The 20,280-nt window shown below is 65.0% G+C and carries 15 protein-coding genes; 4 read left to right on the top strand and 11 right to left on the bottom strand.

What is annotated here, in order from left to right; translation table 11 throughout:
* Nucleotides 1-73 precede the first annotated feature (73 nt).
* Both BMY84_RS14300 and BMY84_RS14295 read left to right on the top strand, forming a co-directional pair.
* Complete coding sequence (locus tag BMY84_RS14300) at nt 74-559, top strand: GAF domain-containing protein (RefSeq protein ID WP_093084927.1); 486 nt, start codon at nt 74-76, stop codon at nt 557-559.
* A gap of 177 nt (nt 560-736) precedes the next feature.
* Complete coding sequence (locus BMY84_RS14295; RefSeq protein ID WP_093084725.1) at nt 737-1,795, top strand: RcnB family protein; 1,059 nt, start codon at nt 737-739, stop codon at nt 1,793-1,795.
* A 58-nt stretch (nt 1,796-1,853) separates the two neighbouring features.
* Here BMY84_RS14295 and BMY84_RS14290 read toward each other — a convergent pair whose 3' ends face one another.
* The 3 genes from BMY84_RS14290 to BMY84_RS14280 all read right to left on the bottom strand — a co-directional run bounded on the left by BMY84_RS14290 (nt 1,854) and on the right by BMY84_RS14280 (nt 6,707).
* Nucleotides 1,854-4,391: a sensor domain-containing protein gene (locus tag BMY84_RS14290; protein ID WP_093084724.1), complete on the bottom strand. Its 2,538-nt coding sequence runs from the start codon at nt 4,389-4,391 to the stop codon at nt 1,854-1,856.
* Between the two features lie 135 nt (nt 4,392-4,526).
* A complete protein-coding gene (locus BMY84_RS14285) occupies nt 4,527-5,345 on the bottom strand; it encodes an arginyltransferase (protein WP_093084722.1) in 819 nt (272 codons plus the stop codon).
* A gap of 114 nt (nt 5,346-5,459) precedes the next feature.
* On the bottom strand, nt 5,460-6,707 hold the full coding sequence (locus BMY84_RS14280; protein ID WP_093084721.1) for a threonine ammonia-lyase: 1,248 nt from the start codon (nt 6,705-6,707) through the stop codon (nt 5,460-5,462).
* 97 nt (nt 6,708-6,804) lie between these two features.
* Between BMY84_RS14280 and BMY84_RS14275 the strand changes: the two genes are divergently transcribed.
* Complete coding sequence (locus BMY84_RS14275; RefSeq protein ID WP_093084719.1) at nt 6,805-7,674, top strand: NAD(P)-dependent oxidoreductase; 870 nt, start codon at nt 6,805-6,807, stop codon at nt 7,672-7,674.
* A complete protein-coding gene (locus BMY84_RS14270) occupies nt 7,671-9,371 on the top strand; it encodes an amidohydrolase (protein WP_093084718.1) in 1,701 nt (566 codons plus the stop codon). Before BMY84_RS14275 ends, BMY84_RS14270 begins: the two co-directional genes overlap by 4 nt.
* 6 nt (nt 9,372-9,377) lie before the next feature.
* Here the strand turns inward: BMY84_RS14270 and BMY84_RS14265 are convergent, their stop codons facing one another.
* The 8 genes from BMY84_RS14265 to BMY84_RS14230 form a co-directional block, all read right to left on the bottom strand.
* Nucleotides 9,378-10,508 (bottom strand): glycosyltransferase family 2 protein, encoded by a 1,131-nt coding sequence (locus tag BMY84_RS14265; protein ID WP_093084716.1) that lies wholly within the window; start codon nt 10,506-10,508, stop codon nt 9,378-9,380.
* A gap of 4 nt (nt 10,509-10,512) precedes the next feature.
* The gene (locus BMY84_RS14260) at nt 10,513-11,862 is read right to left on the bottom strand and encodes a sugar transferase (RefSeq protein ID WP_093084925.1); all 1,350 of its coding nucleotides are present in this window, start codon (nt 11,860-11,862) and stop codon (nt 10,513-10,515) included.
* Nucleotides 11,863-11,934: 72 nt separating this feature from the next.
* Nucleotides 11,935-13,830: an XrtA/PEP-CTERM system amidotransferase gene (locus BMY84_RS14255; RefSeq protein ID WP_093084714.1), complete on the bottom strand. Its 1,896-nt coding sequence runs from the start codon at nt 13,828-13,830 to the stop codon at nt 11,935-11,937.
* Nucleotides 13,831-13,897: 67 nt separating this feature from the next.
* Nucleotides 13,898-15,430 (bottom strand): exosortase A, encoded by a 1,533-nt coding sequence (gene xrtA, locus BMY84_RS14250; RefSeq protein ID WP_093084712.1) that lies wholly within the window; start codon nt 15,428-15,430, stop codon nt 13,898-13,900.
* The gene (locus BMY84_RS14245) at nt 15,427-16,656 is read right to left on the bottom strand and encodes a TIGR03087 family PEP-CTERM/XrtA system glycosyltransferase (RefSeq protein WP_093084710.1); all 1,230 of its coding nucleotides are present in this window, start codon (nt 16,654-16,656) and stop codon (nt 15,427-15,429) included. Before BMY84_RS14245 ends, xrtA begins: the two co-directional genes overlap by 4 nt.
* Nucleotides 16,653-17,726, bottom strand: a complete 1,074-nt coding sequence (locus tag BMY84_RS14240) for a FemAB family XrtA/PEP-CTERM system-associated protein (RefSeq protein ID WP_093084708.1) — start codon at nt 17,724-17,726, stop codon at nt 16,653-16,655. The genes BMY84_RS14245 and BMY84_RS14240 overlap by 4 nt, the downstream gene beginning before the upstream one ends.
* A gap of 66 nt (nt 17,727-17,792) precedes the next feature.
* Complete coding sequence (locus BMY84_RS14235) at nt 17,793-18,863, bottom strand: FemAB family XrtA/PEP-CTERM system-associated protein (protein ID WP_093084706.1); 1,071 nt, start codon at nt 18,861-18,863, stop codon at nt 17,793-17,795.
* On the bottom strand, nt 18,860-19,705 hold the full coding sequence (locus tag BMY84_RS14230) for an XrtA system polysaccharide deacetylase (protein ID WP_093084705.1): 846 nt from the start codon (nt 19,703-19,705) through the stop codon (nt 18,860-18,862). The genes BMY84_RS14235 and BMY84_RS14230 overlap by 4 nt, the downstream gene beginning before the upstream one ends.
* Nucleotides 19,706-20,280 lie beyond the last annotated feature (575 nt).

Raw genomic sequence — 20,280 nt, 5'->3', positions numbered from 1 at the left:
CACCCAGGGCGGCATCGCGAAGCCCATGCCTGCCGCTCTGGCAACAATCCATCGTCGCGCCTATATGGGCGCGATGTATGATTTTTCGCCCGATACCGCCGTCGACAAGAGCAGCCTCTATGACGACCTGTTGTCCGCCGCCGATGCGCTGACTTCCGGAGAACCGGACCCGGTTGCCAATATGAGCAACCTGTCCGCCCTCCTCTGGCAATTCCTGCCCGACCTCAACTGGGCGGGATTCTACCGCATGGTCGAAGGCGAACTGGTGCTCGGTCCGTTTCAGGGCAAGCCGGCCTGCATCCGCATCCCGGTCGGCCGGGGCGTGTGCGGTACGGCCGCTGCCACCGGCGAAACGCAGTTGGTGGAGGATGTCCACGCCTTTCCGGGGCATATCGCCTGCGACGCCGCCAGCGCTTCGGAGATCGTGGTGCCGGTCCTCCATGACGGCAAGCTGATCGGCGTGCTGGATCTGGACAGCCCCCTTCCCGCCCGGTTCGACTCGCAGGACGCGCAAGGCCTTGAAGCGCTGGTGTCGAAGATCGCCGACAGAATAATCTGACGCATTAACCATATCCCACCTTCCGGGCCGTAAGGATTTTGGTCTTTCCGGCCCGTTTCGGGACAGCGATTTCCCGGCTGGATCATGGATAGGCGCGGATCATCATGCTAAACGAGGCGTTAGCATTTTTGGTCCGCGCACGCCCCTTGCTGCGCGAGGCAACAGGGAGCGTTAACCATGAAGATTTCCAGCCTTCTGCTTGTGGGCGCCAGCGCTGCACTGGCGAGCATCGGGGTACCGGTCCTTGCCGAAGCGCCCGCGGCTGGTGGCTGGACCGGCCCGCGCCCCGCCCCGCAGGCACCCCGCCCCGCAGGCAACTGGAACGGGCATCGCTGGGGCCCGCTGCAGAATGGCCGCTGGTTCGCCGGCACGCGCGCGCCGGGCGGCTGGGGCGCCTATCGTCGTCCCGTCTATGGCTATGTGCTGCCCCGCTACTGGGTCAGCCCGACCTACTATATCGCCAATTACGGCACCTACGGCCTGCCCGTGCCCGCGCGCGGCTATGGCTGGTCGCGCTATTATGACGATGCGGTCATGACCGACAGCTATGGCCGGGTCTATGACTATCGCAGCAATGTCGAGTGGGGCCGCTATGAAGGCGGCTATGCGCCCGACGGCTATTATGACGATGGCTCCTATCCCGAACCGCGCCGGGACAATGGCGTGGGCGGCGCCGCGATCGGCGCGGTCGTCGGCGGCGTGGCCGGCAACCGGATCGCCGGGCGCGGCAACCGCACCGCCGGCACGCTGATCGGCGCAGGCGTTGGCGCTGTTGCCGGCATGGCGATCGACAAGGCGGAGGATGGCCCGCGCCGCCATGCCCCGCCCCCGCCGCGTCGCCCCGGCGCGGGCTATGATGACGGCTATGGCTATGCCGATGACCGCGTCACCAGCCAGAATGAATATGACGGCCGCTGGACCGGCACCTGGACCACTGATGATGGCCGGAAGGTCAGCGGCACCTATGAGGGCCGTTTCGAAGGCGATGTGCGCGGCGCGGGCGTCGATTATGACGCGCCACCCTATGGCGGGCCGCACTGGCGCGGCGCAGGGCCGATGCCGACACAGGGCGGTTATGTGTCGGGTGGCTATTATTATCCCGCGCCGATCGTCACCACGGTCACGGTGAAACCGGAAGAGACCATAACGACGACCACCACGACCTATACTACGGAAACGGCCGCGCCGCGTAAGACCGTGCGGCGCAAGGTCGTGCGAAACTGTCGCTGCAAATAAGCAAAAGCCCCGGCGAGTCACGACGTCGGTGCGGGGCCGGTTCCTGACGGGACTGGCCCTATCGCCGGACGCGGTTATCCCCAAGAGGCGGATGCAGCACATCAAAGGGTTGCGGCCGGCCCAGATGGAAACCCTGTCCCACGACACAGCCAAGGCCCAGCAGGAACAGCGCCTGCGCCTCGGACTCGACGCCCTCGGCCACAACTTCCATGCCGAAGCTGCCGCCCAGTTTCACGATCGCGTCGACGATCGCGGCGTCGCCCGCATCCTTTTCGATATGACTGACAAAGCTGCGATCGATCTTCAGCACGTCGACCGGATATTGCTTCAAATGGGTGAGCGAGGCGAAACCGGTACCAAAGTCATCCAGCGCAACCCGCACGCCCGCCTTGGCGAAATGGTCCAGGGCATGCGCCACCTGATCCGTCCCGCGCCCCAGAAACACGCTTTCCGTCACCTCGACCTCGAAATTCGCGGTCGGAATGCCGAACTGATCCAGTTGCTCCAGCAATCGCTCGGCAAAATCGCCATTGGCGAAATCCGCCGCCGACGCATTGATCGCCACCCTGCCGGGATCATGCCCCGCCCATAGCCATTGCTGCACATCCCGCAGCACGGACGCCAGCATCTGCCGCGTCAGGTCCACGGCGATCTCGCTATGGTCGAAGGCCGCGGCAATGGTGCCGGGCAGTTGCAACCCCATGCGCGGATGATGCCAGCGCAGCAACGCTTCATAGCCCAATACGCGCCCGGACCGCATGTCCACGCGCGGCTGATAATAGGGGATGACCAGCTTGTCGGAGACGATCTGCCGCGCCATGCGGATCATAGAACTGCGATGCTGCGCATCGGCGCGCAATTGTGACTGGAACAGGGTCAACCGCCCACGCCCGGCCGCTTTGGACGCATAGAGCGCCAGATCGGCCGCCTTGAGCAAATCGTCGGCGCGCTTGGCATGATCCCCGAACAGGGCGCCGCCAATGCTGACCCCACAATCCAGCGCCCGCCCCTGATGCAGATGCGGCGTGCGGACATTGTCGTACAGACGGGCACTGAATGCCTCCAGCGCTTCACTGTCGCCCAGCGACGCCGCGATCAGCCCGAACTCATCCCCACCCAGACGCCCCAGCATCGCATCAGCGGGCGCGAGCGCCACCAGCCGCTGGGCAAAGGCGCAGAGCAGCGCATCGCCTGCATCATGGCCGAGCGAATCATTGGTGCGCTTGAGATCGTCTATATCGAACAACAGCAGGCCGAAGCTCTCATTCTTCGCCTGCGATCGCGCCGCCATTTCCTCCAGCGTCGCCTGCCACAGCGCGCGGTTCGGCATCCGCGTCATCGGGTCATGCGTCGCCGCCCAGCGTATCCTTTGCTCCGCATCCCTTTCCTCGGTCACATCCAGGAAGGTGACGATGATCCGCTGCGGGCGGCCGCCATCGGATCGCGTCGTCCATCCGGTACTGCGTATCCAGCGTAGCGCGCCGCTATCCGCCCGGTAAATGCGCAATGTCGCTTCGAAATGCGGCGGCAGTGCCCCCTCGGCAACGGCCTCCAGCATGGCGCGCAGCCGATCGCGATCTTCGGGATGGACGAGGCTGAGGGCGAGCTCCGTCGTCGCACACTGTTCTTCGGGCAGGCCCAGCATCCGACGCAACTCAACCGACCAGGTCCGCACGCCGGTCACGCAGTCGAAATCCCATATGCCCAGCCGGGCTGACTGCACCGCCAGGCGAAACCGTTCCTCGCTCTGGCTCAGGGCCGTTTGCGCCAGCCGCTGGGCATGCACATCCTCCAGCGTGCCGTACCAGCGCAGCACAGCGCCCCTGGCATCCCGCCGCGCAGACGCCCGCGCCCGCATCCAGCGATAGCCGCCGTCGCGCAAATGGATGCGATATTCGACATCGACCGGCATGCCGCTCGACAGATGGTTGCTCCAGGTCGCCACGGTCCGCGCGAGATCGTCGGGATGCACGGCGCCAAGCCAGCCCGTCCCCAGCGCCTCCTGCGGCGCCATGCCGGTCAGGTCCAGCCAGCGCGGCCCCACTTCCTCCACATTGCCATCCGGCCCCGCGGTCCATGGCACCTGCGGGCTGAGATCGACCGACCAGCGATAATGTTCGCGACTTTCCGCCAGCGCATCGGCCAGCAGACGCGCATCACGATCATGGCGCTCATGAATATCTTCGATCGTGCCATACCAGCAGGGCAGCCCCGTCGGCCCCACCGATCGGGCAAGGCGCACAAGGCACCAGCGCCTTTGCCCGTCGGCGCATTCGAAGCGCAGGGTCAGGGGCTGGGGCCGATCCTGCTTCAGCGCCGCGCCCAGCAAGGCCCGGCGATCCTTGCAGGACAGAAGCACGCGCCATCCCAGGTCGATCGGATCACCGGCAAGACGCGGCATGAAGCCAACGCCATCGCGTTCGACCGCGATCAGATGACCATGATGGTCGGCAACCCAGCGCAGAATCGGCGGAGAAACCTGATCGAAGAGGGGGGAGCCAAGAAGGTCGTTCCGATAAAGGAACAAGTCGCGCGCGCCGCCGCCTCCGAGCGCAAGCCGGACATCCTCAAATCGATGATCAACAAAGCGGTCCATTCCCGCTCCCGTTTCTACCGCCTCATCCCACTATTTTCGGTACCTAGCCAAAAAGGTTAAACAAATTGGCAGTCCAAAATGTCCATTCGTCCCACTATTTCTAATATCAAGGAAAGTCAGCGATATAGCCTGAAGCTATTTGCGGAACATGCCCACCAGTTCGACTGGTAGCGGCGGTTCGTCGCGCTGGGGCACTTCACGTACCGCCTTGACCTGCTCATCCGGGTCGAATCGCACCCAACCGGTGCGGCTGAGCTTTTCGAGCGGTCGATACCGCACCTTATATTGCATGCGCTGCGACCCATCGACCCAATAGCCCAGATAGACATAGGGCAGACCAGCCTTCGCCGCGCGCAGGATATGGTCCATGATGATATAGTTGCCGAGGCCGGGCCGCTCTTCCAGTTCGGTGTCGAAGAAGCTGTAGATCATCGACAGGCCATCACCCTGCCGATCGGTCAGGCAGGCGCCGACCAGCTTGCCCGGTCGTCCATCCACGGTCGGCTCGCGATATTCGACCACATAGCTGTCGACGGGCGTCTGCTCGACCATGTCGGCAAAGTCCATCTCGTCCATCTCGGTCATGCCGCCACCGGGATGACGCGCCTGAAGATAACGCTGGAGCAGCGTATATTGCTCTTCGGTCGACCAGGGCTTGCAGGCGGTGACGACCAGATCGCTGTTGCGGCGAAGCAATTTGCGCTGGGTGGCGTTGGGCTGAAACTCGCCCGCCACCACACGCACCGACACGCAGGCCGAACAATCGGCGCAACTCGGCCGGTAAGCGACATTCTGGCTGCGGCGAAACCCGATGCGGCCCAGCGCATCATTGAGTTCGGCGGCATTGTCGCCATTCAGTTCGGTAAAGACCTTCCGCTCGCTCTTGCCCGGCAGATAGGGACAGGGCGACGGGTTGGTGACGAAGAAACGCGGGAATCGAAAAGGGGCCGTCATGCTCCCCCCTCCGATTCAGTCCTGCGCGTCGCGTCGATCATGAAGGACTTATGCCGTCCACCCGCCCGGCTGAAAAGTCCATTTACCACGAAAAGTTGCGAGCCTTTTCAAGCGTCAGGCAACCTCGATCGGCGCAACCTCATAACCGGCCTCGCCCAGCGCCGCGATCAGCCGCTGAAGATGCGCCCGATCGCGCGTTTCGCATTCGACGTCGAGGCTGAGGCCCTTGGCCGGCAGGTTGGTGAAAATGCGCTGATGCGCCAGTTCCAGGATGTTGACCGACTCCTGATCGAAGATGCGGGCGACATGGAACAGCGCGCCAGGCCGATCCTGGAGGATGATCCGCAGACGCGCCAGACGACCCGACCGGGCCAGATCGCGCAGCAGCACATTGGCCAGCAGGCGCGTGTCGATATTGCCGCCCGTCAGCACCAGCCCGACACTACGTCCGGCAAATTTCTCACGATAGGTGAGCAGCGCGGCAAGGCCGGCCGCACCGGCACCCTCGACAACGGTCTTCTCGATCTGAAGCAGCAGGCTCACCGATTCTTCGAGTCGGCGTTCCGTCACCAGCAGGACATCGTCCGCCAGTCGCTCCACGAAGCGGCGCGTGAGTTCGCCCGGCTGCTTGACCGCGATGCCTTCCGCCAGCGTATCGCCATCGCAGGGCAGGTCGGCGCCCTTCACGAAATCATACATGGACGGATAGAGTTCGGCCTGCACGCCATAAAGCTGGATATCGGGCTTCATCGCCCGCGCCGCGGTCGCCATGCCGGAAAACAGGCCGCCGCCACCGATCGGGATGATCAGCGTGTCGATTTCCGGCGCGTCTTCCAATATTTCCAGCGCGACCGTGCCCTGCCCCGCCATGATATCCGGCTCATCGAAGGGATGGATGAACGTCAGGCCCTGCTCCACCTCCAGCTTGCGGGCATGGGCATAGGCGTCGTCAAACTTCTCGCCATATTGCACCACGGTCGCGCCATGGCCGCGCGTCTGCGTGATCTTCACGATCGGCGTGGTCGTAGGCATGACGATGGTGACAGGCACGCTCAGACGCTTGCCATGATAGGCCAACCCCTGCGCATGATTGCCCGCCGACGCGGCGATCACGCCCTTGGTCTTGGACGCTTCATCGAGTTGCAGCAGGCGATTGAGCGCGCCGCGCTCCTTATAGGCGGCGGTGAACTGGAGATTTTCGAATTTCAGATAGACCTTGCAGCCCAGCATATCGGACAGCGTCTGGCTAATCAGCGTCGGCGTCTTGACGATCGCGCCCGAAATGCGGGTCCGCGCAGCAAGAATATCATCGACGGTGACGGGCAGCGGCAGAGCGCTTTCGATCTTGGCTAGGTTGGTCATGGGCTGGCCCCGTAAAGCAAAATTGCGGCGGAAGAAACTGGCACTGTCGGAAAACTGGCCCTATGGCAGGGCTGGACGCAGTAATTGTACGAGGCATATGGCTAACATCGCGTTTATCGGCCTGGGGATCATGGGCGGCCCGATCGCCGGTCATCTGGCCAAGGCCGGGCACAGCCTGACCGTCTATAACCGTTCCATCGGCAAGGCGAAGATCTGGGCCGAAACCTATGGCGGACGGGTCGCCATCAGCCCGGCCAAGGCGGCCGAGGATGCGGAGATAGTGATCAGTTGCGTCGGCAACGACGATGACCTGTCGCAGATCACGCTGGGCCGCGACGGCGCCTTCCGCACGATGAAGGCCGGCAGCCTGTTCATCGACCATACCACCGTATCGGCACGGATCGCGCGGCAATTGTTCGTGGAGGGCGAAAGCCTGGGCATCCACAGCGTCGATGCGCCGGTGTCCGGCGGTCAGGCGGGGGCCGAAAATGGTCGGCTGTCGATCATGTGCGGCGGCAGCGAGCCAGCGGTCGCGGCGGCAAAGATCGTGATGCAGGCCTATGCCGCGCGGATCGTCCATGTCGGCGGTGCGGGCGCGGGCCAGACCACCAAGATGGTGAACCAGATCTGCATCGGCGGCGTGTTGCAGGGCCTGTCCGAAGCGCTGCGCTTCGCGCAGGCGGCGGAACTGGACCTCGACAAGGTGTTCGAGGCGATCTCCGGCGGCGCGGCGCAAAGCTGGCAAATGGAAAATCGCTGGAAAACGATGGCGGAGGATAGTTTCGACTTCGGCTTTGCGGTCGACTGGATGCGCAAGGATCTGGGCCTCGCGATCGAGGAAGCGCGCGCCAACGGCTCCACCCTGCCGGTGACGGCGATGATCGACCAATTCTATGCCGATGTGCAGGCGCTGGGCGGCAGTCGGCAGGATACCAGCGCACTGGTCCGGCGGATCACCCGCGCATGAGGGCTGCTGCACTGGCGGCGATCGCCGCGATAGCCCTGCCCCTCCCCGCTTATGCGTCGGGCGTGATCGACAATGTCAACGGCATCGCGATCGACGCCAATGGCAAGCTGGTCCATTTCGATGCGCTGATGGTCGATGATGACGGCAAGGTCGAAAAGCTGATTCAGGGCCGCTATCAGGAACCCGAATATAAGCCCAAGAAGCCGAAAAAGGGCCAGCCCTGGCCGGAGCGGCCCAAGCCGCTGAGCTTCAGGATGGATGCGGGCGGCAAGACGCTGATCCCCGGCCTGATCGACGGGCATGGCCATGTCATGGGCTATGGCATGGCGCTGATCACGCTCGACCTGTCGGACACGAAATCGCTGGCCGAAGCGCAGGCGAAGATCCGCGCCTATGTGGAGGCCAATCCGGGGCGCAAGTGGATCATCGGCACCGGCTGGAATCAGGAGCAATGGGGTCTGGGCCGCTTCCCCACCGCGGCCGAACTGGACGCCGCCGAAAGCGAGACGCCGGTCTGGCTGGAGCGGGTGGATGGCCATGCCGGATGGGCCAACAGCGCCGCGATCCGCGCGGCGGGCATCACCGCCACGACCAAGGCGCCCATGGGCGGCCGGATCGAGATGGCAGCAGGCAAACCGGCGGGCGTGTTCGTCGACAAGGCGATGAGCCTCATCCAGAAATTCGTGCCGCCCCCAGCGCCCAAGGATCGCGACAATGCGCTGGAAAAGGCGCAGCGCGCCTTGCTGTCCATGGGCATTACCGGCATCGCCGACATGGGCACCAGCATAGAAGACTGGCAGGCCTTCCGCCGGTCGGCCGATCGCGGCGCATTGCGCGTGCGGATCATGTCCTATGCTTATGGCGTCGACAATATGGTGCTGATCGCCGGATCGGAGCCGACGCCCTGGCTGTATGACGATCGCCTGCGCATGGGCGGGATCAAGCTGTTGCTGGACGGCGCGCTGGGATCGCGCGGGGCATGGTTGCGTGCGGACTATGCCGACGCGCCGGGCCAGCGCGGCCTGCCGATGATCCCCGACACGCAACTTCGCAACTTTATGAGCCGCGCGGCGATGGATAATTTCCAGGTCGCGGTCCACGCGATCGGCGACGCGGCGAACCATGAAGTGCTGAACGCGATCGAGGAACTGAACGACACCTATAAGGGCGACCGGCGCTGGCGCATTGAACATGCGCAGATCATCGACCCGGCCGATCTGCCGCGCTTCAAGCCGCTGGGCGTCGTCGCGTCGATGCAGCCAGTGCATGAAGCGTCGGACTGGCGCATGGCGACCGCGCGCATGGGCGAAGCCCGGCTGAAGGGCGCCTATGCCTGGAAGACGATGCTCGACAATGGCGTGCCTCTGGCCTTCGGGTCGGACGTGCCGGTGGAGAGCCCCAATCCCTTCGCCGGTATCGCCGTCGCCATGACGCGGGAAGATGCCAAGGGCGAACCGGCGGGCGGGTGGATGCCCGAACAGCGGATCGGTTTTGAGGCGGCGCTGGACGGCTTTACCCGGCAGGCGGCCTATGCCGGTTTTGCCGAAAAGCGGTTCGGCAATCTGGCGGTCGGCCAGCGCGCCGACTTCCTGCTGATCGATCGCGACATTTCGACCACACGCCCCGCCGATATCCGCCAGACGCAGGTGCTGGAAACCTGGATCGGTGGCAAGCGGGTCTATGTGAAGGGGCAATAAGTCAGATCAGCGGGACTTGGCGGGGTTCCAGATGGTGACTGTGCGCCCCCGCATCGCCTTGAGCACGCCCTGCAAGGTTGCGGCATAGGCGATCAGGATATCGACCAGCGCGGCGAAGGGGCCACTCTTCGCCCGCACCCCGATCCAGATGACCAGCGCCACGCCGATGGCCCCCGCCATATAGAGCATCGGCGAAATCCGCATGGCCAGCGCGCCGGCGGCGACGGCGCCGGTCAGGATGAAGACACCGCCGAACCAGCGGACGATCTTGCGCGACATATATTTGAAGCGGTCGACCGCCGCCATCTGCCGCAATTGCGGCCGCAAATGGCTGTGCGTATGCCAGGCGCGGGCAGCGATCCGCACCTTGCGCCGATATTCATCCTTGCGCGCCGTCACCAGCCGTTCGCGGGCGATCACATCCTTCGCCTTGATCAGGCGCTTGCCCGCGAAGACCACCGCCATGGAGACGGTCAGGTCATCCAGCACGCTGTCGGGGAAATCGGGATAGAGGCTGCGCCGGATCGAGAAGATGGAGCCATCCGCCCCCAGCACATTGCCGGTGCGCGATTCCTCGTCCTTCAGCCGCTCCTCCAGCCGCCAGTAGAGCGAACCGACCGAGGCGGTCGCGCTGCCCTCCGCACCGATATAGTGGAGCGATCCCAGCACGCCGCCGACGTCCGGATCGGCATAGCGGGCCAGCAGTCGCTCTACGGCCTCTTCGTCCAGCAGCACATTGGCGTCGGTGAATATCAGCACATCGCCGCGCGCACGGGCCGCGAGTTGCTTCATGCCATGCGCCTTGCCGCTGCGGCCGGGGCCACGGATCAGCGTGACGAGATCGCCCTGCCCCGCGATCAGATCGCCGGTGCCATCGGAGGAGCCATCATCGAAGGCCAGAAACTCCAGCGTCGGATAGCGGCGCTTCAGCATCGCCAGATTGGCCAGCTTCTCCGGCATCGCCTCCGCTTCATTATAGGCGCAGAAAAGCAGCGAGGCGCTGGGCGTCGACCCGGCGACAGGCTGTTCCGCCTTCGACGACAAAGCGCGCAGGATCAGCGGATAGAAGAGGAAGGGCCAGGCCACCGCCACCAGACAGAGCAGCAAGATCGCGGCAAGAATCAAGTTGGTCGCCATCGGATCAATAGGCCTTGTGATGGACGAGGACGCCCAGCGTCGCGACGATAATGCGCAGATCGCGCCAGATCGACCAGTCGCTGACATATTCGAGGTCGGACTGAAGCCGGTCGATCAGATCCTGATGATGGTCGGTCGATCCGCGATGGCCGCGCACCTGCGCCAGACCGGTCATGCCCGGCTTGATGCAATGCCGCTCCCAATAACGGGCATCGACTTCCCAATAGAGGCTGTCGCCCGCCTTAGCGGCGGCGGCGTGGGGGCGCGGGCCGACGATGCTCATATCGCCCTTCAGCACGTTGAAAAGCTGGGGCAGTTCATCGATGCTGGTCTTGCGCAGGAAGGCGCCGATGCGGGTCACGCGATCATCGTCGCGCCGGGTCAGCGTCGCCGCCTTGTGATCGCTCGCCTCGCTGCGCATCGATCGGAACTTGTAGATGGAGAAGGGCCGTGCATCCTTGCCGATGCGCGGCTGACGGAACAGCGCCGGGCCGGGGCTGCTCAGCCGCACGGCCAGCGCGGCCGCGATCAGGATCGGCGACAGCAGGATCGTGGCGATGCTGGCGACGATCACATCGAACAACCGCTTGATCAGCCGGTCGCGGAAATGCAGCGGGCCGCCAGCGACGATGATGGTCGGCTGACCGTCAAATTCATCCACCCGTGCCGGGGCGAAGCGCAGCAGTTCGGGCACGACGATCTCGCCCCGCGCCGACAGCGACTTGAGTGCGGCGGACCAGTCCGTCATACGATCGAGCGGACAGGCGACGATCACCCGTTCCGCCATGCCGACCGCGCTCGCCAGGCGGGCGGCCATGTCGGCATCATGCCGTTCGGGATGCAGATTGGCGGCGTCCGCGTCGATCAGGTCCATATGCGGTCCCGTCTCGATCGCCACGCCGTCCAGGATCACGGCGGTCAGATGCGGCACATCGCCCAGCACGCGCACCGCCAACCGCGCCACGGCCAGCCGCACCAGCGCGACCGCAATAGCGCTCAGCCCCAGCCCTGTGATGAAGGTCAGACGCGACAATTGCTCGGCGATCTTGCCCAGATAGACGATCAGCAGCATCAGCAAGGCCGCCTGCGCCAGCGCCCAGAGCGCACGTACGATGCCGCGTCGCACCCGGTCCAGCGTATTGATGCCATAAGCGCCGCCCTGCACCGCCAGCAGCGCATAAAGCGGTGCAACCATGGCGAACATCACCAGACCATGAGGCTTGCCCGGCTCGCCCCAAAGCGCGCCCAGCACGAACCAGTTAGCGGCCAGAAAGGCGCAGAACAGGCCCGCCATGTCCCCCGCCAGACACAGCGCATAAAGCCGCAGCCGCACGATTTCCTTGGAGACTGTCACCGCTGCGCCCTGATTTTCGTCATGCGTCCCGTTGGCACTGGCAGCGGCGGGTTGCAAGGGGGAGGTTCGCGGTCAGACGCCGAACAACCCTACCAGCGCCTTGTCCAGCATCAGCAACTGCCACAGCAGACGGCCATGATCCGACACGCCGGCGCGATGGTCGGCCGCGACCTTCGCCAACATCTTCGGGTCGAACCAGCCGGTCTTCGCCAGCGCCGATCCGCCTGCGATCGCCGTCGCCTCGCCCGCCAGCGCGCCACGGAACCAGGCGCTGATCGGGGTCACGAAGCCCATTTTCTGGCGATAAAGTATATCCTGCGGCAGGAAGGGCTCCATCGCCTTCTTCATCAGATATTTGCCGCTATTGCCGCGAATGCGCTGCGCGACCGGCAGCTTCGCGGCGAACTCAACTAGTCGGTAGTCCAGCAACGGCTCGCGCGCCTCCAGGCTGACGGCCATGCTCATCCGGTCGGTCTTGGTCAGGATGTCGCCGGGCAGCCAGATGCGGATGTCTGCATATTGCGCCCGGTCGAGCGGATCGCGTGCGGGCGCCTCCGCCATCGCCTTGATATAGCGATCCTCGGCGCGATAGGCGCCCAGCCGCCCCTTCATTTCCTGACTGAACAATCGCTGGCGCAGGGCATAGGGCGTGACGCCGACCGATGCGGCATAGGCTTCGCCGCCTTCCCCCGCCAGTTCAAGGAAGGTTGACTTCGCCCGCAGCGCGCGCGGCGCCCAATCCGCCTTGGGGTAATAGCGCCCGAGCGTACCGAACAAGGGCTGGCGTACCGATTGCGGGATCAACCCGCGCAACCGCTCCCCCTGCATCTGGAAACGATGGCGGCGATAGCCTGCGAACGCCTCGTCCGCGCCATCACCCGACAGCGCCACCGTCACCTGTTCACGCGCCAATTCGCACACGCGGAAGGTCGGTAGCGCGGACGCGTCTGCAAAAGGCTCGTCGAAATGGAAGGCCAGCCGGTCGATCAACCCATAATCATCGGGTGATACGATGCGCGTGCGATGATCGGTGGCGAAGCGGCGTGCGACACGGTCGGCAAAGCCCGTCTCATCCAGACTCGCGACGTCGAAGCCGATGGTGCAGGTCTTGACCGCGCGGCTCGACGCTTCGGCCATCAGCGCCACGACGCTGCTGCTGTCCACCCCGCCCGACAGGAACGCGCCCAGCGGCACGTCGGCAACCATGCGCGATCGCACCGCCTGCCGCATCAGCGCGACCAGTTCCTCCTCCAGCGCTTCGGGTTTCGCCCTGGTCCGGTCGGTGAAGCTGATGTCCCAATAGCGTTGCGGCTGCGGCAGTGGCCGGCCGCGCACCAGCCGCAGCGTCTCGCCCGCGCCCAGCTTGCGCACGCCCGCCACCAGACAGGCATCGTCGGGCACATAGCCATAGGCCATATAATCCTCGACCGCGCTCAGGTCCGGCGCGCGGCGCAACAGGGGGTGCGCCAGCAGGCTTTTCAGTTCCGATCCGAAGATCAGGCTGCCGTCCGACAGCAGCGCATAATGGAGCGGCTTCACCCCCAACCGGTCGCGCGCCAGCCAGAGCGACTGCGCCCGCGCATCGAACAAAGCGAAGGCAAACATGCCGTTGAAGCGATGCACGCATTCCTCGCCCCATTGGCGATAGCCGTGCAGGATGACTTCGGTGTCGCTATCGGTCCGGAACACATGGCCCTTGGCCTCCAGTTCCGCGCGCACTTCGGCAAAATTATAGATTTCGCCATTGAAGACGACGACCAGACTTTCGTCCTCGGTCAGCATCGGCTGCGCGCCGCCGCCCAGATCGATGATGGAGAGGCGCAAATGGCCCAGCCCAACCCCCGGCGCCGTCCAGATGCCGCTGCCGTCCGGGCCGCGATGCGGCATCACGTCCAGCATGGCGCGCACCCGCGCGGGATCGACCGGCTTGGCCGTTTCGAGATGGAAGATGCCCGCTATGCCGCACATGCGAAATTCCCTAGAGCATTCTGTAGTCGGCTGGAACAGCCGACGGCGCAGAATGCCGAAAACAGCGTCATTGGATACCGACGGCGCGGTCAGCCAGGGGCTGCACATCGCCAAGGTCCGTGAGGAAAGCCGTGATCGCGGCGTCGGCCGGGCGCCCCTCCCCTTCTTCGGCCGATACCAGAATGGCCACGGCGCGCTGGTCGCGCCCCAACAGCCGTGCCGCCATCGTCTCGATCTTCACCTGCGGCTTGCTGCCGGTCGGCGCGCCGTCCCCGACACGGTAGAAGCTGACGACATGGCGGATGACCGGGCCGGGCGCGGTGATCTGCTCGCCGCGCGCATTGGCCGGGGCGCGGGCGGGCGAGGACCAGACCCATTCGCTGTCGGGATCGGCCGCGCCCTGCGCAAAGCCGACCAGTTCGCGTCCCTCATCCTGCCGGTCATAAGTGGCGATGGACAGGTCCACGACCTGCCCCTGCGCATTGCGGTAGCGGCCAGTGACGAAATGATCCGCGCCGTCGAAACGGGCTTTCCACGGATAGGTCTGCGGATCGGCGGTGCGGGCCCAGCCCCTGACCTGCGGCATCGCCAGCACCGGCGGCAGGGGATCGGCAGCGGCCGCCGTTGCCGCCAGCCAGAGCGGCGCGGCAAAGATCAGGACCAGCGCCGCACCCGCGATCCGCCCGGCATGGGATGGCCCGACAGCGCCCTGAAGCGCCTGCGGATCGAACCATGGATCACCCGGCTTACGATCGAAGAAAGGCCAGGCGGCGGCCATCACCACGATCATGATGATCGCGAAGAAGACCCAGCCATAGACGACATGATCGAAACCGACCGCCGCATCGACCGTGGTCAGATGCGCGACCAATATGGTGGCATAGGCACGCACGCCATTGGCCAGCACGGACAGCGTCAGCGCACCCGCCATGAACAGGATGCGCCGGCTCCATCTGCGGAAACAGACATTGCAGACCAGCACGCCATAGGCGGTCATGGCGATCAGAAATTTCGCGCCGGAACAGGCTTCGGCCACTTCGAAATAGCCGGTCGGCGTGGTGATGAAGATACCCTCGATATGCGCGGGCACCCCCGTCAGATCGAGCAGCAACAGGGCTATACGCGCCGTCAGCAATTGCAGCGGCGGCACGATTTCATCCCCGAACGGCACCATGAAGAAGGCGTAGAAGAGCGGGAACAGCAAGGCGCGCGCTACCGCCGGCCCCAGCAGCGCGATCGTCGCGCCCTGCAACATCAGGATCAGCGCGCCATGGCGAACCATCGCCACCCCCGCCGCCGCGCCCAGAAGCCAGGCGAGCGCCCCCGCCGCCAGCCAGAGCAGTCCCGGCGCCCAGGCGACCGGCTGTAGCTGGCGCAGCCCCGGCAGACGCTGTTGCACCAGCCAGCCGATCAGCAACGGGATGAACAGGCAATGGCCGAAGGTGGAGGCATTCCACCAGATCGATACCATGGTATGAACATCGCCCAGAAACAGCGCCAGTATGGCGAAGGCGATCACGCCCAGCGCCGTCAGATGCCCGCGCCAGCCATTCAGCGCGATCAGCGGTATGCGATCGAGGGGCATGGCGCGGTCGGTCATGCGGCGCGCGAACCGGCCTTGCCGTCGGAGGAAAACAGCATGTCCGGCAAACCGGCCAGCGTTGCCGTCCAGCGATAGCGTTCCTCCATCCGTGCTCGCGCCGCGACGGCCAGACGGGTCGCACGCGCGGGATCGGCGAGCAAAGCGATGACTTTCGCAGCCTCCTCGGCCGGGTTGGCAGCGATCAGGAAATGCAGATCGTCGGTGGCGTCGATCCCTTCGGCGGCCTGTGGCGAAGCGACAACCGGCCGCGCCATCGCCATGGCCTCCAGCACCTTGTTCTGGATGCCGCGCGCGATCCGCAGCGGCGCGACCACGACATCGGCCGCCGCCAGCCAGCCGCGCACGTCGGGCACGCCGCCGGTGACGATCACGCCAGGCAGGTCGGCCAGCGCCTCCACCTGTTTCGCAGGATTACGCCCGACGATGGCAAAGCGCGCGTCGGGATGGACGGTACGGATCGCAGGCAAGGTCTGGCGCGCGAAACTTTCGACTGCCTCGACATTGGGGCGGTAATCCATCTGCCCGGTGAAGACGAGCAAGGGGCCATCGCCATGATCGATCGCCGGGAAATCGGCTGCGGGATCGAAATAATCGAGCGCCACGCCATTTTCGATGGCGACGATCCGGTCCGGTCCCAGCCCGCAGACATCGCGGAACAGGCTCGCCTCCGCCTCGCTGACGAAGGAGCAGATGTCGGCCCACTGTGCTACGCGCTTCTCGAAATCCAGCAGCACCCGCCCTTCGCGCCGGTTGATCCAGGCCATGGGCCCGCGGCCTTCCGCGCCATAGGCAGCATATTTGGCCGAATCGAAATCGACGAAATCCATCAGGAAACGCACATCGGACGGCAGCGTCGGCACGAAATGCGCCATCTGCGCCGAATAAGCGACGACGGCACGGATCGGCCGCTCCGCCAGTGTCTTACCCACCCAGCGATGCAGGTCGGGATGGTCGAACAGCGAAATCAACAATGACTGCCGCTTGGCAAGGCCGGTCAGGCCCGCCACGACCTTCGATCGGTCGCGCCGTAGCAGGCACTGGCTCGCCGCCACCTGCGCCAGTTCGGCGGCAAAGCGCATATCGCGATCGTCATCGGCAAAGCAGCCGACATGCACCGGCGCGACCTGCGCCAGACGTTTGAGCAGATGGCAGGAACGGATCTTGTCGCCCCGGTCCGGCGGAAAAGGGATGCGGTGGCAGAGAAAGAGGATCTCGCCCGTCATCCCAGCCCCCGCGCGATATGCGGGCCGATCAGATTGGCGATCGATTCAGGCAGCTTCTTCCACAATTCCACCTTGCGCCGATATTGGGGCGAGAGCGGATTGACGTCGCGCGTCTCCTTGCCCGGCGCGGTGCGCAGATGATAGCCGAGCGGTTCGCCTTCGAAACCCCAGGTCTTTTTCCAGGCGGCCGGCCCGGTTCCGACCTTCGACCGGCCGAAATCGAAGATGCTGCATCCCCGCTCGCGCGCGGCGCGCATCAGGCTGAAATAGAGAAATTCGTTCGACCGCATCGCCCGCGCGCCATCGGCCGCGCCATGCCAATAGGGCATGCAGGCGCCGCCATGATAGAGGCTGATCACCGCCGACAAGGGCTTGCCATCCTTCGATGCGATGGCGATGTCGGCATCTTCGCCGAACCGGTCCAGCACCGCATCGAACAATGCCCGCGGAAAAACCGGCGTGCCCAGATTATGGACGCTGTGCGCATAGAGCCGATAATGAATATCGCGCAGCCGCTTGTCCCGGCCCATCTCGAAATCCAGGTCATTGCCCAGTCCCTTGCGGATTTCGGCGCGGTGGCGCTTGGGCACGGCTTTGAGTTCCGCCTCATCGTCGGCGGCCAGCGGCCGGGCAAAGCCCAGATAGGCGTCGGCCTTTTCCTGCCATTGGGCGTCGACCGGGGCTTCGCCGCCGCGCAGTTCCAGCGTGGCGCAGCCCAGTTGCTCCGCCAGCGTCCAGGCGGCGTTGGCCAGACCTTCGCCGACCTGCCGATGGGTGGTCAATATGCCGCCGTCGACCGCGAAACCGCTGCCTACCAGCGCGCGCCCGAACAGGGCGGACCGGATATAGGTGAGCGGCAGCACGCCCAATATCTCGCCAGCGCCGGAGCGCGCGACCAGCATCTTCGCCTTCTGGCCGGTGCCCGCCTGCACGCCCATGATCCAGCCGGGACGCTGGAACGGCGTGGAATCGGGATGGGCGCGAACCCAATCGTCGATTTCCGCCACCACTGCCATGTCGGACAGGCGCGCTTCCTCTACGACGAAGACCAGACCGGTCATTACGCTCATGGTCAAACTTCCCTTGCCATTCTGAGCCGGATAGTACGACTTCCGGCTAAATAATTTATGTGCATTTCAGCCAAGGCCGCGTGAAATCATCGGGCCGATCATGTTGGCGACCGGCAGCGGCAGTTTTTTCCAATATTCGATCCGCCGCTGATATTTGGCGCTGCCGGGGCTGACATCGCGCGCCGCGCCATCCGCCGACCAGTCATGATAGACCAGCGGGCGTGGATCGAAGCCGAAACTCTTCTTCCAGGCCGCCTGACCGCTCCCCGCCTTGGACCGGCCGAAGTCGAAATGGGTCATGCCGCGCGCACGGCCATGGCCCATCAGCCGATAATACATCAGTTCATTGGACCGCAGCCTGCGCGCGTCGGACAGACCGCCGCCCCAATAGGGCATGACCCGGCCGCCATGATAGAGGTTGAATACCGCCGACACCGGCCGTTTCCCTTCGCGCACGACCAATATGTCGGCATCCTCGCCAAAGCGGTCAAGCATCGCGCGAAACAGGCTGGCGGGGAAGACCGGCGTGCCCAGATTGCGGACGCTTTCGGCATAGACGCGATAATGGTCGCGCAGCAGGCGGGCAGAGCGGCCCGTCTCGGCGGTCAGGGCGGGATTGGCCAGAGCCTTGCGCAATTCGGCGCGGTGCTTGCGCGGGACCGCCAACAATTCCGCTTCATCATCGGCGGCGATCGGCCGGACGAAGCCGACATGCTCGCCCTCCCGCCGGTCCCAATTGTCGCCCGGCGCCATGCCACCGCGCAATTCGATCGGCAGCCCGCCCCGCTCGCGCGCCAGCGCTTCCGCCGCCTTCGCAAGCTGGTGCGCCACTTGCCCGTCCTGCGCCAATATGCCGCCATCCACCGCAAAAGCGGTGGAGACCAGCGCATTTCCGAACAAGCGGCTCTTCACATGATGGAGCGGCAACAGCCCGGCGATCCGGCCCGACGGCCCGAGGGCGGCGAGCAACAGCGAGCGATGACCGGTCGCCTGCGTGATCGCGCGCAGCCAGGCGGTGCGGTGAAAGGGCGTACCCTGATCTTGCGCCCGCACGAAGGCGTCGGCAGCAGCGGCCTGCGCCGGGTTCGCCGGGTCCCATATGCTGATCGCCGGGCCGGCGCCATCGCCGACCGTCATGATGCGCGCGCGACCTCCGCCTCCACCAGCGCATCGACGCGGGTCCAGTCGAAGTCGCTGGTCAACCGACGCAGCTTGGCCGCCATGACCGACAGATTGCTATAATGGCGCAGCTTTGATCGCAGCGGGGCATCGAGCACGCGCGGCTGATCCGGGTCGATTTCCCAGGGGTGGAAATAGATGATGGCGGGCCGCCCCGCCTGTTCATTCACCTGCCGGATCGCCCAGCGCGAAAAGCCATAGGGCAAGAGACGGAAAAAGCCGCCGCCGCCCGCCGCCAAGGTGCGCTTGCCCCATTTGGCGGTCGTCACCGGCAGTTCGACCAGCGGCGAATCCTTGACCGGCTTCCAGGCGAAACGCGGCGAATCCGGCCAGCCATAATGATCGTGCCGGATCGGCGCGACGCTGGAGGAATAGCGATAGCCTTCTTCCGCCAATATGCCGTGCGCCCAGGGGGTACGCGGATCGATCGAGAAGCTGGGCGCGCGATAGCCCGTCACCGCCTGCCCGCTGGCATCCTCCAATATGGCGCGCGATTTGCGCAGGTCGGCGCGAAACTCCTCCGGCGTGAAGGTGAAGACGCGGGCATGGTCATAGCCATGGCTGGCCACTTCATGCCCGGCATCCGCGATCCGGCGCATCAGCGCGGGATAGCGTTCGGCCACCCAGCCCAGCGTGAAGAAGGTCGCCTTGACCCCAGCCGCCGCGAACAGGTCCAGCACCGCATCGCTGTTGCCCTCGACCCGGTGGGTCAGGCCATCCCAGTCGGCGCGGCGGATCGTGCGCTCGAACGCGCCAACCTGGAACCAGTCCTCGACATCGACCGACAGGGCATTTTGCATCGGGCCTGTTCCTCCGGCCGTCAGGCGACGGCCTGCGCGTCGGCGAGTTGCTCTTCGCGCTCGACCCAGTCGACCAGCAGGGTCAGCACGCGGCGCAACGCCGTATCCTGTTCCTCGGCCCGAAATTCCAACGATGCCAGTCGTTCCTCGATCAAAGTGAAGCAGCCCTTGAGCGCTTCGGGATCGATTTCCGGCTGCGCCTGCGGCGCGGGTTGGGCGAAGGGCGCATGGGCCTGCATCGCGCGCAGCGACGCGATTTCCGCCCGCAGCGCCTCGATCTCGGTCAGCATGTCCGACCGGAGGGTTTCGATGCCGGTATCGACCGCAATGGCCTGCTCCAGTTCGAGCGCTTCATCCTCTTCCGCAAAGGCTTCGACCGGCTCATCCTCGCTTTCGTCCACCGTCACCGGTGCAGCGAAGGATGCCACCACCCGTTCGGACACGGGGGGCGCGAAGGGCGCGACATTGCCATCCGTCACCGGACGCAGGAAGGGCGTGACCCGCGCGCTCGTATCGATGTCGCGCAGATCGAAGATTTCGGCATCCTCCTCGTCCGGTTCCTGCTGCACCAGTGC

The sequence above is a fragment of the Sphingobium sp. AP50 genome (genome assembly GCF_900109095.1).
Classification (GTDB): domain Bacteria; phylum Pseudomonadota; class Alphaproteobacteria; order Sphingomonadales; family Sphingomonadaceae; genus Sphingobium.
This window is presented reverse-complemented; position numbering and strand designations above follow the sequence as displayed.